This is a genomic window from Sorangium sp. So ce726 (assembly GCF_051521405.1).
GTDB lineage: Bacteria > Myxococcota_A > Polyangia > Polyangiales > Polyangiaceae > Sorangium.
The window spans coordinates 13,103,308-13,116,270 of the sequence record NZ_CP150349.1 but is presented as its reverse complement, the minus strand read 5'-3'; the positions used below and the strand labels follow the sequence as shown (position 1 = coordinate 13,116,270).

Below are 12,963 nucleotides of genomic sequence, written 5' to 3'. Positions count from 1 at the left end.
AGAAAGGGTCAGCGCCTCAGGAATCCGAGAGCAGAGCGCGGCACTCGCTCGCCCGCGCCGCGAGCTCGCCGTCCCGGAAATGCGCCGCGAGCGAGGCGGAGAGCAGCGCGACGGCCGCCTCGGCGCGAGGGCGGGTCGAGGCGTCGCGGAGGGCCGCGCGGCAGATCCGCGCGAGGCCGAGCGCCACGTCCGCGAGGTACACGCGCCCGCCGCCCACCTCGGCGAGGCGCAGCGCCGCGCAGCCGGACTCGAGCGCCTCGCCGACGTGGCCGGCCGCGAGCAGCGCGGCGGCGAGGTTCCGGTATGCGTCCGGGAGATCGGCGCCGGCGCCGGCCTGCTCGCCCAGCCTCACGGCGCGCCGCGCGTGCTCCAGCGCGGCGTGCGGGCGCGCGAGACGGAGCTCGACCTCCGCGAGGTTGTTGTGCCCCGACGCGATCGCCTGGAGATCGCCGAGCCGCTCCTTCAGCGCGAGCGCTCGAGCGAACACCTCCCGTGCGCCGCCGAGATCGCCCTTCGCGAACAGCACGGCCGCGACGCCGTTCAGCGCGAAGCTCAGCGCCTCTGGGTAGGCGCGCTCGTCGACGGCCCGCGCGGCCTGGCGGTAGCAGCGCTCGGCCTGCACCAGCCGACCGCGCGAGTAGAACACCGTCCCGAGCGCGAGGAGCAGCTGCGACGCCGCCACGCGGCGGCGGTCGTCGCCTCGATGCAGCGTCTGGCAGATGCGCAGGCTCCGGAGCGCGACGGCGCGACACGCGTCGAGATCGCCGGCGCGCCGGTGGAGCGCCGCGAGCAGCCCGTACATCGGGAGCGTCTCCGGGGCGGCGCCGCCGCGCTCCGCGAGCGCGATCGCGCGCTCGACCAGCGCGCGCGCGTCGGCCGTCGCGCCGCGCACCTTGAGCACGAGGGCGAGGCGGAAATCCACGCGCGCATCCCAGAACAGCGCGGCCTCCGGGCCTTGCGCGGGCGGCGCGGAGGCGCGCCGCTCGACGCGGAGGATCCGCGTCCGCGCCTCGAGGTACGCGCGCTCCGCCTCGTCGAGGCGGCCCGCCCTGCGGAGGGCGTCGCCGACGTCGAGCAACAGCGCCGCGCGCTCGTGCCAGGCGAACAGCCGGCGCTCGTCGCCCCCCGGCGCGGCGGCCGACGGGGCGCGCGCCGCGGAGCCCCTCGCCGGGGCGCCGTCCGCCGAGCTCGCGTGGATCTCCCGGGCCCGCTCGAAGTGCCGCAGCGCCTCGGCGTTCTGCCCGAGCGACGACGCGCTCGCCGCGGCGCGCGTGTAGGCGAGCGCCGCGCTCCGCGCGTCGCCGCCGCGATCATGGTGGAGCGCCGCGAGCGCCTCCCCGAGCCCCCGCTGCGCGCGCGCAGGGGAGCGCCCCGCCGAGACGCCGTCGACCCAGGCGGCGACCGCGCGGTGCATGGCCCGTCGCACCTTGAGGCTGAGCGTCTCGTAGGCGATCTCCTGGGTCGCCGCCTCGGCGAAGACGTACTCGCAGTCCTCGGAGAAGGTCGACGCGTCACGCGCCTGGATGATCTGCTGATCCCGGAGCCGCCGCAGCACGTCCGCGGTGCTCGAGCCGCCGCCGTCGAGCGGCGCGGCGCCGCGGAGGTGATCGATCGCGCCCTTCCAGAACGTCCTGCCGACCACGGCCGCCTGCGCCAGGACCGCGCGCGCCTCGCCGTCGAGCCGATCGAGCCGCGCCTGGACGATGCCCTGGATCGTCGCCGGCAACGAGAGCCGCGCGAGCTGCTCCTCGTGCAGGATCCAGGGCTCGCCGAGGCGCCGCTCGAGCGCGCCGGCGTCGATGAGCAGGTACAGCGTCTCGGTCAGCGTGAGCGGGTTGCCCTCGGCGCGCTCCGCCAGCGCGCGGATGGCCTCGGCGGAGCAGCGCGCGACGAGGCGGAGGCGCTCGCGGGCCATGTCCTCGATGTGCCGCCGCGGCAGCGGGCCGAGATCGAGGCGCGCGTGGCTCGCCTTCCCTTCGCCCCAGTGCGGCCGCCGCTCGTAGAGCTCGGGCCGGGCGGCGCCGACGAGGAGCAGGGGCGCGTCCGACAGGCGCACGGCGAGGTCGTCGAAGAGGTCGAGGCTGGCGTCGTCCGCCCAGTGGATGTCGTCGAGCAGCACGACGACAGCGCCGCGCGCGGCCATCGCCCGCAGCAGCATCGCGACGGCCGCGGCCACCCGCTTCGCCACCTCGGCGCCACCCTCGTCGGGGACGATGGCCGGCGCGGACGCGGCTTGCGCCGCCGGGCGCGGGCAGAGCACGGCCGCGACCTCCGCCAGCGCGTCCTCCAGGGCGAGCGGGTGCGGCGCGCCGCCGGCCTCGCCTCCGGCGTCTGCGCCGAAGACACCGCTCGCGAGCTTGCGCAGCACGACATCGCGCGCGTCGCCGTCCTGGATGCGGAAATGAGCGCGAAGGAGCGACGCGGCGAGGTGGTAGCTCGCATCCATCGACAGCGACGAGCACGCCGCGCCGAGCACGATGCACGGTTCCGCGCACGATTCCGCCTGCGACAGCGCCCTCGTCCGGACCTCGGCGAGGAGGCGGCTTCGGCCGATGCCGCCCGCGCCGATCACCGAGACGAACATCGCGCGCCGCTCCGCGACGACCGTCTCCAGCGCCTCCGAGAGCCGCTGCACCTCCCCCGCCCGCCCGACGAAGCGGGTGTCGAGGCCGAGGAAATCGGATCCCGCGCCCACTCCGCTCGCGAGCTTCAGCACACGGAAGCCCGGCGCGCCGTTGCCCTGCGGCTCGACCTGGAAGAGCCCGGCCACCTGCCGGAACGTGGGCTGCGCGATCAGCACCGCGCCGGGCGCGGCGGCCTGCTGGAGCTGCGCGGCCGCCTTCAAGGCCTCGCCGGAGGCGTCGACCGGGGCGCCCTGCCCTGTCGCGCCGCTCACGAACAGCCTCCCCGTGCTGATGCCCACGCGCAACCTCGGCCGGGAGCGCGGCGGCAGCTGGACAGGGAGCGACGCGGCGTCGAGCAACGCGAGCTCCAGCCCGGCGCGGACGGCGCGCTCGGCGTCGTTGTCGCTCGCGCGCGGCGCGCCGAACAGCGCGGTGACGACGCCCTCGCTCCTGCCCTGCACGACGCCCCCGAGCGCCTCGACGCGCTCGCGGACGAGCTCGCGGCACGCCTCGCGGAGCTCCAGCTCCTGCTCAGGATCGAGCGGCTCCTGCCCGTCATCGCCGGCGACGATCTCCGCGGAGAGCACGGTACAGACGCGGTACTCACCCGCGGGCGCCGTGACCTTCGCGGCGCCCGCGGGCGCCGCGACCTTCGTGGCGTCCGTGGGCGCCGGGGCGCCCGGGAGCGCCGCGCTCGGATCCCGCGGAGGCGCCTGGTCGGCCCTCGACGAGATCGCGGAGAGCGGGGCAGCCGGCGGCCGGAGCGCGGAGCCGGCGCGCGCGGACGCGAGCGCTTCTCCGAGCTCGCGCGCGTCCCGGAAGCGCGCTCCGGGCTCGACCGCGACGGCCCGCGCGACGACCGCCTCGAGCGCGGGGCTCGCCTCGACGCCGAGCCGCGCGAACGACGGCCGCCTCCGCGGGTCCACGGCGGCGAGGTAGAGCTCGGCCCAATCGCGCCCGTCGATCGGCTGCTTCCCCGAGGCCAGCTGCAGCAGCACGAGCCCGAGCGCGAACACGTCCGTCCAGGGCCCCGTCGCGCCGAGCTTCGGCTCGAACTGCTCCGGCGCGCCGTAGAGCGGTGTGAACACGTGCAACGTCGGCGACGTCGCGAGCACCTGCGTCGTGTCGCTGGCGCTCACGCCCTGCGCCGCGGCCACGGCTCGCCTCGTCTCCGCGAACGCCTTCGACAGCGGCATCGACGCGTCGATCACCTTGGCGATGCCGAAATCGACGACCTTGATCGTCGTCGCGCCGGGAATCTCGACGAGGAACAGGTTCGCCGGCTTGACGTCGCGGTGAGAGACCCGCTCGTCGTGCGCCATCGCGAGCGCCCCCACCGCCGGCGCCAGGAGCTCGATCGCCTCGTCGACGGAGTACGGCGCGCGCCCGGCCGCGCGACGCGCCTCGATGTGCTGCGCGAGCGTCTCTCCCTCGAGCCACTCCATGACGATGTACGGCGTCCAGCAGCCCTCCGGCGAGGTCGCGGCAGAGACGTCGAGCGCCTGGACGATGCCCGTCGTCCGGCGCGAGAGCCGGTGCAGCAGCCGGGCCTCGCGCTCGAACGTCTCGAGCAGCGACTGCCGCTCTTCCGGCAGGAGATCTGCGGGGATTTTCAGGCACTTGACCGCCACCTGCTCCTGGAATCCCAGGTGGGTCGCCCGGTAGACCACGCCGAACGTCCCCTCGCCGGCCACGGCGTCCACCAGCAGCTTGCCGCCGATGGTGCTGCCCACCCAGCCGAACGGGTCCCGCGCGATCATCCGCGGAAATTCTACTGCCCGCGCAGCGGCACCGGGAGCGCGCCGCCTCGCAGCGATGACGATCGCTGCCCCGCGCGCGCTGGACCACCTCGACCGCCACGCTTCGCGAGCCCCGCGGGCGCGAGGTGAGCGCGACGGCAGTCGCCCTGCGCGCGCGTCCGTGCTACGCAGCCGGCTGCTGGGCGTGCCTTCGGTCCCGGCGACCGTCCTGCGAACGCTGCCGCAACGGTCCCCGGAACGGATCGCACGCGCGCAGCGGCGGGGCGTCGCTCGTCGTCCGGCGCGACTCTGGGGTGCGATGTGGCTGAGCCGGAGATTCTTTCCCGCGATGGTGGCTCGCTCGAGCTCCTGATCATCACCCAGAGCTCGATGAGCACCCGACAGCTGCCGGGCTCGGGCAGCGTCGTCCTGGGCAGGGACGAGGACGCCGGCATCTGCGTCCCCGACTCCTCGGTGTCGCGCCGGCACGCGGTGCTGCACCTCGGCCCGCCGCTCCGGATCGAGGACCTCGGCAGCAGCAACGGGACCCGCGTGCGCTCCCGGCACTGCAGCGCGGCGACCGAGCGCCTGATCGATGTGGGCAAGGGCACGTCCGCGCGGGGCGCCGCGGTCGAGCTCTCGCCCGGCGACGTCATCTACCTGGGCGCGGCGCGCGTCGTCCTCCGCCAGAAGGGCGGCGAGCGGGACGCGGGCAAGGACGTCATCGTCAAGGACGACGCGATGCGCGCCGTCTACGAGCTGGCCGAGCGCGTCGCGAACGGCCCGATCAACATTCTCCTCCTCGGCGAGACGGGCGCCGGCAAGGAGGTGCTGGCCGAGTCGATCCACAGGGCATCGCCGCGCGCGAGCCGCCCGCTCCTGCGCCTGAGCTGCGTCGCGCTGTCCGAGTCGCTGCTCGAGAGCGAGCTGTTCGGCCACGAGCGCGGCGCCTTCACCGGCGCCGTCCGGGCGAAGCCGGGGCTGCTCGAGACGGCCGAAGGGGGCACCGTGTTCCTCGACGAGATCGGCGAGCTGCCGCCCTCGATCCAGGCCAAGCTGCTCCGGGTCATCGAGGAGCGGAAGGTGATGCGGGTCGGCGGGCTGACCCCGATCAAGATCGACGTCCGCTTCGTCTCGGCCACGCACCGCGACCTCGAGGCCGAGGTGAGCCGCGGCGCGTTCCGGCAGGACCTGTATTTCCGGCTGAACGGCGTGACCCTCTCCATCCCGCCGCTGCGCGAGCGGCCCGGGGAGGTCGCGGCGCTGGCGCAGCTCTTCGCGGAGCGCACGGCGAAGGAGCTCTTCCCCGGCGAGGCGAGCGCCGCGTCCGTTCCGATCTCGCCCGCGGCCCTGGCGGGGCTCCAGCGCCACAGCTGGCCAGGCAATATCCGGGAGCTGCGCAACGTGATCGAGCGCGCGGTGATCCTCGCCAACGGGGCGCCCATCGGGCCGGAGCACCTGCTCCTCTCCCCGCTGGCCGATCCCACCCGTCCATCGCATGCCATGCCCCTTCCGGCGCGCCCGCCGCAGGCGCCCACCTCGGCGCCCTCGAACGCGCGTGCGGCGGTGGCTACGAATGCGAGGAGCGTGCCCGACGGCGCGAAGAGCGCGCCGGACGGCGCGGACCCGGGCCCCACCCGGCTGCGCGACGCCATGGAGGCCCACGAGCGCGAGCGCATCGTCCAGGCGCTCGAGCAGTGCATGGGGAACCAGACGCGCGCCGCGGCGCTGCTCGGGATCTCGCGGCGCACGCTGGTCGAGCGGATCCGCGTGTATGGGCTGCCGCGGCCGCGCAAGGCCTGAGCGTTGCGCAGGTCGCCGCGCAACCTGGCGTCGATTGCGCGAGGGCTCGCTCAACCGAGCGCCCGCCCGCGCAACACCTCAGGCGGGCGTCTCGCGCCGCTCGAGCGGGGCGAGCTCGATCCCGAGCTCCGTGGCGAACCGGAAGATGCGCTCGTCGCGGTAGAACTCGCCGAAGACAACGCGCGAGAGCCCCGCGTTCGCGATCATCTTGAAGCACCCCCAGCAAGGCGAGGCCGTGACGTAGACCGTCGCGCCGTCGATCCGCACCCCGTTCCGCGCGGCCTGGATGATGGCGTTGGCCTCCGCGTGGATCGTGCGCACGCAGTGGCCGTCCTCGATCAGGTGCCCCTCCTCATCGCAGTGAGGCAGCCCCCGGATCGAGCCGTTGTACCCCGTCGCGAGGATGCTCTTGTCGCGCACGATCACCGCGCCGACGTGCTTCCGATCGCAGGTCGCCCGCGACGCGACGACCTCGGCGATGCGCATGAAATATTCATCCCACGAAGCCCGATGCGTCATCGCTCACCTCCACGACGGGGGATCCGCGCCCGCCGCCCCCTCGACGTCTCCTCGACATCAAGCGACCCGCGCTCGCTGATCCCTCCAGAATGTTCAGGGATCCACCCTCCGGTCCCCCTCGCGAAGGGCCCGGCGGCGCGCGCCCGCGGCCCCGGCTGAGCCGCGCCGCGCGCCCCGCGGGCGCTTCTATCACGACGCCGGGCGCCGCGGAGCCCCCCCGCGGGCCTGGGACCGCGCGAGGCGCCTCGACAACGAGCCCCGGCGCGTGATAGCGCGCGGGGGTGAGCTCTGCCGCAACCCGAAGGTCAGATCGCCGCATCCTCGTGCTCGGCTCCGGGGGGCGCGAGCACGCCCTCGCGCGAGCGTTCGCCCGATCGCCCTCGGTCGCCGAGGTGATCGTGGCGCCCGGGAACGCCGGGACCCACGCGCAAGCGGGCGCCGGCCGCGCCCCGATCCGGCGCGTCGACCTCCCGTCCCTGTCGCCCGCCGAGGCGACCCGGCTCGCCGTCCGCGAGCGCGCCGACCTGGTCGTCGTCGGCCCCGAGGCGCCGCTCTGCGCCGGCGTCGCCGACGCGCTCGCCGCCGAAGGCGTCGCCGTGTTCGGGCCGAGCCGCGAGGCGGCGCGCCTCGAGGGGTCGAAGGCGTTCCTCAAGGAGTTCGCCGCGCGCCACGGGATCCCGACCGCGCCGTTCCGGATCGTGCGCTCCTTCGACGAGGCGGCCCGCGTCATCCGCGAGCGCGGCGCGCCCATCGTCGTGAAGGCCGACGGGCTCTGCGCCGGCAAGGGCGTCGTCGTCGCGACGACCGTCGACGAGGCGCTCGCGGCCGCGAAGGACATGCTCGTGGATCGCCGCTTCGGCGACGCCGGCGCGACCGTGATCCTCGAGGACGCGATCCAGGGCGAGGAGGCCAGCCTGCACGCCATCAGCGACGGCGAGGCGATCTTCGTCCTGCCGGCGGCGCGCGATCACAAGCGCGTCGGCGAGGGCGACACCGGGCCGAACACGGGCGGCATGGGCGCGTTCGCGCCGAGCGCCCGCGTCACCCCGGCCCTGATGGCGCGCGTCGAGCGCGAGATCCTCCGGCCGACGATCGACGGCATGCGGGCGGAAGGGAGGCCCTTCCGCGGGGTGCTGTTCGCGGGCCTGATGATCACGCCGGCCGGGGACCCCATCCTGCTCGAGCACAACGTCCGCTTCGGCGATCCCGAGTGCGAAGCGCTGATGGAGCTGCTCGAGGGCGACGTCGCCGAGCTCTGCGCGTCTGCCGCGGCGGGCGCGCTCGCCCCCGGGGCGGCGCGCGTCGCCCCGGGCCGCCACGCGCTCACCGTCGTCCTCGCGGCGCGCGGCTACCCCACGGCGCCGGTGACCGGCGACGTCATCCGCGGCCTCGACGCCGCGGCCGCGGTGGAGGGCGCCTTCGTGAACCACGCGGGCACGGCCGAACGGGACGGCGCGGTCGTGACCGCAGGCGGCCGCGTGCTCGCCGTCACCGCCGCGGGCGACTCGCTCGCCGAGGCGCGGGAGCGCGCCTTCCGCGCCGTGGGCGCCATCGACTTCGACGGCAAGGTGCTCCGCCGCGACATCGGGGTCGACGGAGCGCGCACGGCCGGGTGAGGCGGCACCATGGATCCCATCGTCGATCTCGCCCCAGGCGCTGAGGAGAACCCGCTCGCGGCCCACCTCGGTCAGCTCATCCGCGAGCACCTCTCGCGCGACCCGAAGCGCGCCGCCGATTTCCGGGCGCTGCGCGGGTCGGTGCTCGTCGTCGCGCAGGACGCCGACACGTCCATGACGATGCGCTTCGACCACGGGCGCCTCACCATCCACGACGGCGCCATCGGCATCCCGTCCGTCACGTTCTGCGGCGACGAGTCGGCGCTCCGCCGGCTCCCCGACATCGCGTTCCACCGCTGGCTGCGCCTCCCGAAGCTGGGGGTGCTGCACCGCCGCCAGAGCGGCCCCCTGCGCGACCTCGCGCGCCTCGTGACCCGCGGAGAGCTCAAGATCTACGGCCTCGTCGCGCACCCAAGGCTCCTCCTTAGGCTGCTCCGGGTCCTCTCTCGCCTCCCCTGAGCCTCGTCGCCCAAGCCGGTCGCGACGACGCGCGACGCCATCAACTGGTGTGATACTGTACGACGGAAACGGACGTCCCGTCCGCATTGCACGGCCGTTCTTGTGGGCTTGCAAACCAATGCTACACGGCCCGAAAGCTGTCTTTTGACGGCCTGTTGGGCTGTTGGTATGGCTCGATCATGGGCATCCGATTGCGCTACCTCGCCCACGATCTCGAGGTGCCGCTCGGCGAGTTCTTCATCGGACGGAGCGCGGACTGCCAGCTGTCGCTGGACGACCCGCTGGTGTCGCGCAGGCACGCGCTGCTGACCGTCGGTGAGGGTGGCGTCGCGATCGAGGATCTCGGCAGCCGCAACGGCGTGCTCATCAACGGGGCTCGGATCGCGGGGCGCCAGATCCTGTCGGACGGCGACAAGATCGCGATCGGGGGGCAGGAGATGTTCCTGCTCGGGGCCATCGAGCCGAGCTCGGCGCACTCGCCGCGGAGCGCGCCGCTCTGGACGAGGCAGCAGAACGCGCGCACGGTCGACATGAGCGAGATGCCCGGGGGCGAGGACGACGGCGCGACGGCCATCGCCTCCCGGAGGTCGCTCCCCGGGCTTGTCCCGCAGCACCCCGACAAGCGCGTGCACGCGCTCAGCCTCATCGGCAGCGTCGCCGACAAGGCGCTCGCCCTGGGGCGCGTGGACGAGGCCGAGCGCATCCTCCAGCGCTCGCTCACCGACATCCTCACGAAGGCGCGGGACGGGGGCGTCGGCGCCGTGCAGCCCGAGCTGGTCGAGAAGGCAAGCATGTATGCGGCCCGCCTCGCCGCGGCGACGGGTCGCGGCTCGTGGATCAACTATATTTTCGAGCTGAATACCCGGCTCGAGCTCCTCCTCCCCGCCTACCTCGTCGATGAGCTGTATAGTGTCCTGCGCAAGGTGAAGGCCGTCGACATGTCCATTCTCCGTGGTTATGCGAAGCGGCTCCGCGAGCGCGCAGGCGAGCGTACGCCGGCGGAGCGGTTCATCCTCCAGCGTATCGAAGGGCTCGAGCGCCTCGGCGCACTGAAATAGACCATGCCTTTCCGCCTCCGGTACTTGGCGCACGATTTCGAGCTCCCCGAAGGGCCCTTCGTGATTGGCCGGAGCGGCGACTGCCAGCTCTCGCTCGACGACCCGCTGGTGTCGCGGCGCCACGCGGCGCTGCAGGTGCGCAGCGACGGCGTGGCCGTGCACGATCTCGAGAGCAGGAACGGCGTGTACGTCAACGGCACGCGCATCTCCGGCCAGCGCGAGCTGACCGACGGCGACCGCATCATCATCGGCAGCCAGGAGATGCTGCTCTACGGCGGGGAGGAGTCGCGCCCCCACGACGCCTACGGGGTCGAGTTCCGCCGCGCGACGGCGACGCTCGGCGCGATGGCGCTGACCGAGATGCGCAAGATGTCCGACGACCCGACGGAGCTCACGAGCCCGACGGGAGACGGCGGATCCAAGGGCTTCCAGTCCCTGCGCCTGCTCGCGAGCCTCGCCGACAAGGCGCTGGCGATGGGCCGCAGCGAGGAGGCCGAGCGCATCCTGCAGACGGTGCTGATCGACATCCTGAGCCGCGCACGGACGAACGTGCCGCTGGAGATGCCGGCCGCGGAGCTCGCCGCGCGCTACGCGGCTCGCCTCGCGGGCGCCACGACCAAGGGGACGTGGGTCAACTACGCGTTCGAGCTCTTCACGATCGCGCGCCGCCCGCTGCCCGGCCCCGTCGTCGACGAGCTCTACACCGTCGTCCGGCGCGTCAAGACGCTCGATATCCAGCCGCTCAGGATCTACCTCGACGACCTGCGCCGGATGGCTCCGTCGTTCGGTCCGACCGAGCGGTTCTTGATGCAGCGGATCGAGGGTCTCGAGCGCCTCGTCGCGGCGAAGTAGCCGCCGCATCGCCGCCGGGCGTCGCGGGAGCGGCGGCCTCTGGCGATGCACGCGACACGCGCGGAGCCAGCGGCTGCGCTGCGCGCGGGACCGGCGGCTGCGCCGCGCGGGCGGCCCCGTGCGGCGCAGGCGGCGGCGCCGCGCGTGAAGCAGCCGCCGGCTCCACGCGTGGGGCCGGCGCCGCGGAGGACTGGAGCGGCGGCGGTGCGTTGCGGGGGCGCGCGCCCGCCTCGGCTTCCTGCCAGCCGAGGTTCCTCGCGGCGGCCTTCGCGATCGCCTCGCGCAGCTCGATGTCGGCGACCTTCCCGAGCTCTCGCCGCACCTCGACCGGGAGCGGCGCCTCCTTCGGGGTCGGGCGGACCTCCTCGCGCCACGGCGGCCGCGCGACCGGCTCCACCTTGCCGACGCGGAACCGGAGCGACTGCACCGGGAGGCCGCGCGACCGGAGCTGCGCGGTGATGGCGTCGCCGAGCAGCGAGAGCTCCTGCGCCCACATCGAGCTCGCCGCACGAACGTGGAGCACGCCGCGCTCCAGCTTGAGCGGCCGCGCGCGCGCGGCGATCCGGGACCCGACGGCCGCTTCCCACTCGCGAAATGGCATCGGCGAGGTGTCGACCTCCCCCGGCGCCGAGAGCGAGGACTCGCGCTGGATCAGCGCGCCCAGCCGTTCGAACCCACCTCCGCTCCGACGCGACATGCGCGCCGAGCGTAGCAGCCTGACAGCGCCGTGCTCCGGCAGAGCGCGCCGTCCAGGCTCGCCCAGCGTCACGAACGGTCAGCCCCTACGGCGCGCGTGGTGACCAAGACGGCCGCCCGCCAGAGCGACCCCCCGCCCTCGGCTGCCTGGCGGCGAACGATCATGAGAGGCGCTCTCGGTACCGAAGGTGGGACTCGAACCCACAAGCCCTTGCGGACAGCGGATTTTGAATCCGCCGCGTTTGCCATTCCGCCACTTCGGCTCAGCGCTGCGATGTCAGCGAGCTCCTGGAACCGTAGATCACCGGGCATGATCCTGGCAACGGCCAACGGCCAACGGCCAACGGTCAACGGTCTGAGAGCCCGAGAGCGGTCGCGCGGGCAGGAGGCGCGGCGAAGCCAGGAGCAACGCCGCCGCGCCGCGGCCGCCACGCATCGAGGCGCGGCACGCGATCGCGGCGCGGCGAGAGGTCACACCACGAAATCCAGCATCTGGAGGCGCGTCAGGTAGTCCTGGAGCGCGGAGGCGTACTCGTCGATCAGGAGATCGAGCTTCACCAGCGCGCCGTGATCGTCGACCGCGTCGATGGTCCCGCTCACCGGGATCTCGCGCGCGGGCAGGACCAGCACGCCGCTCCAGTGCGCGCCCTTCGCGACGTCGCGCAGACCGGCGAGGCGCAGCCAGCCGTCCGAGAGCTCGACGACGGGGACGAGGGCGCCGCTGTCCAGACGGACCGAGCTCTTCAGCGTGTGAGCCGGCTCGACCATGTAGTGGGAGCGCCGGTTCTTCTCGATGAGATCCTCGAGGGTCGCGCAGATGACCTTGCTCAGCGGCGTCTCCTCGCTGTCGAGCACGAGATCGAGGAGCCGCTTCATCGCCTTCTGCGTGCGGATCAGGTTCGCGCGGGTCTCCTCGAGGCGGCGCGCGTCGCGCCGGATCTTGCCGGCAACGACGTTGAGCAGGTTGTTGTAGAAGGGGTACGCGACATCCCCGTGGTCCTCGAAGAAGTCCTGGAGCTCGGCGACGCCGATGCGCCAGATCTCCGAAGGCTGCGTCGTCACGGCCGTCGTCGTCCGCCGGAACCCGGTCAGCGCGCCGAGCTCGCCGATGGGCGAGATGGGGCTCAGACGGAAGCGCGTCTCGCCCGCGTCGAGCAGCGCGACCTCGCCCTGGACCAGGAGGAACAGGTGCGCCGGGGCGCTCCGGGCCTCGAAGAGCACGTGGCCGGACGGGACCTCCTGGCGCTGGAACGCCTTCATCAGGTCATCGAGGTGATCCTCCGTGATTCTCTCGAACAGGGGGATCGCGTGCAGGTCGGATGGGCGGACCGCCATGGGATGACACTCCTCTTCAAACATGGGTCGGGCTCCGCGTCCGCAGCGTCGCGGGACACGGAGCCTTGCGGCGCGCACGAGCTCTGCGTGGACCGCGGGAGCGGCATCCTACTCCAGGTCCCGAGCCGAGGAAGAGGGATGGCCTCGCCGCAGCGAGGTGCGCGCGAGGACCGCGAGCCCGCGCACCTTCTCGCATCGTCGCCGTGCAGCGCGTCGTCGCGTCGCGCGTCGGCGAGCGACGATCGGGCGGGCGGTCGGTCGA

9 protein-coding genes and 1 tRNA gene are annotated in these 12,963 nt (G+C 73.8%); 5 read left to right on the top strand and 5 right to left on the bottom strand.

Annotation, left to right across the window (positions count from 1 at the left end; genetic code table 11):
• Positions 1–16: 16 nt before the first annotated feature.
• Positions 17–4,384, bottom strand: coding sequence for a protein kinase domain-containing protein (locus WME79_RS48930; protein WP_437529925.1), 4,368 nt, complete (start codon positions 4,382–4,384; stop codon positions 17–19).
• 369 nt (positions 4,385–4,753) lie between these two features.
• Between WME79_RS48930 and WME79_RS48925 the strand changes: the two genes are divergently transcribed.
• Positions 4,754–6,166, top strand: a complete 1,413-nt coding sequence (locus WME79_RS48925; protein WP_437529922.1) for a sigma 54-interacting transcriptional regulator — start codon at positions 4,754–4,756, stop codon at positions 6,164–6,166.
• Between the two features lie 78 nt (positions 6,167–6,244).
• On the opposite strand, the gene WME79_RS48920 is transcribed toward WME79_RS48925, so the two are convergent.
• Positions 6,245–6,685: a deoxycytidylate deaminase gene (locus WME79_RS48920; protein ID WP_272096750.1), complete on the bottom strand. Its 441-nt coding sequence runs from the start codon at positions 6,683–6,685 to the stop codon at positions 6,245–6,247.
• Positions 6,686–6,966: 281 nt separating this feature from the next.
• On the opposite strand from WME79_RS48920, the gene purD reads away from it, so the two are divergent.
• From purD to WME79_RS48900, 4 genes are all read left to right on the top strand, one after another.
• Positions 6,967–8,301 carry a phosphoribosylamine--glycine ligase gene (gene purD, locus WME79_RS48915; RefSeq protein WP_437529919.1) on the top strand — a complete coding sequence of 445 codons (1,335 nt, stop codon included), beginning with the start codon at positions 6,967–6,969 and terminating at the stop codon, positions 8,299–8,301.
• Positions 8,302–8,310: 9 nt separating this feature from the next.
• Positions 8,311–8,760, top strand: coding sequence for a hypothetical protein (locus tag WME79_RS48910; RefSeq protein ID WP_437529916.1), 450 nt, complete (start codon positions 8,311–8,313; stop codon positions 8,758–8,760).
• Positions 8,761–8,939: 179 nt separating this feature from the next.
• On the top strand, positions 8,940–9,818 hold the full coding sequence (locus WME79_RS48905; RefSeq protein WP_437529913.1) for an FHA domain-containing protein: 879 nt from the start codon (positions 8,940–8,942) through the stop codon (positions 9,816–9,818).
• A 3-nt stretch (positions 9,819–9,821) separates the two neighbouring features.
• Positions 9,822–10,670 (top strand): FHA domain-containing protein, encoded by an 849-nt coding sequence (locus tag WME79_RS48900; protein WP_437529910.1) that lies wholly within the window; start codon positions 9,822–9,824, stop codon positions 10,668–10,670.
• Here WME79_RS48900 and WME79_RS48895 read toward each other — a convergent pair.
• The 3 genes from WME79_RS48895 to WME79_RS48885 all read right to left on the bottom strand — a co-directional run bounded on the left by WME79_RS48895 (position 10,561) and on the right by WME79_RS48885 (position 12,701).
• Entirely contained in the window at positions 10,561–11,271 is a 711-nt protein-coding gene (locus WME79_RS48895; protein WP_437540094.1) for a DciA family protein, read from the bottom strand. The two genes, WME79_RS48900 and WME79_RS48895, sit on opposite strands and share 110 nt — an antisense overlap.
• 275 nt (positions 11,272–11,546) lie before the next feature.
• Positions 11,547–11,629 (bottom strand) — tRNA-Leu (locus WME79_RS48890).
• 208 nt (positions 11,630–11,837) lie between these two features.
• Positions 11,838–12,701, bottom strand: coding sequence for a Crp/Fnr family transcriptional regulator (locus WME79_RS48885; RefSeq protein ID WP_437529907.1), 864 nt, complete (start codon positions 12,699–12,701; stop codon positions 11,838–11,840).
• Positions 12,702–12,963: the final 262 nt, after the last annotated feature.

Bases quoted from the DNA above. Each gene is read 5' to 3' on its own strand.
- WME79_RS48900 (WP_437529910.1), top strand. From the start codon at position 9,822: ATGCCTTTCCGCCTCCGGTACTTGGCGCACGATTTCGAGCTCCCCGAA.
- WME79_RS48910 (WP_437529916.1), top strand. From the start codon at position 8,311: ATGGATCCCATCGTCGATCTCGCCCCAGGCGCTGAGGAGAACCCGCTC.
- WME79_RS48895 (WP_437540094.1), bottom strand. From the start codon at position 11,271: ATGCCATTTCGCGAGTGGGAAGCGGCCGTCGGGTCCCGGATCGCCGCG.
- WME79_RS48920 (WP_272096750.1), bottom strand. From the start codon at position 6,685: ATGACGCATCGGGCTTCGTGGGATGAATATTTCATGCGCATCGCCGAG.
- WME79_RS48930 (WP_437529925.1), bottom strand. From the start codon at position 4,384: ATGATCGCGCGGGACCCGTTCGGCTGGGTGGGCAGCACCATCGGCGGC.
- WME79_RS48885 (WP_437529907.1), bottom strand. From the start codon at position 12,701: ATGGCGGTCCGCCCATCCGACCTGCACGCGATCCCCCTGTTCGAGAGA.
- WME79_RS48925 (WP_437529922.1), top strand. From the start codon at position 4,754: ATGAGCACCCGACAGCTGCCGGGCTCGGGCAGCGTCGTCCTGGGCAGG.
- WME79_RS48905 (WP_437529913.1), top strand. From the start codon at position 8,940: ATGGGCATCCGATTGCGCTACCTCGCCCACGATCTCGAGGTGCCGCTC.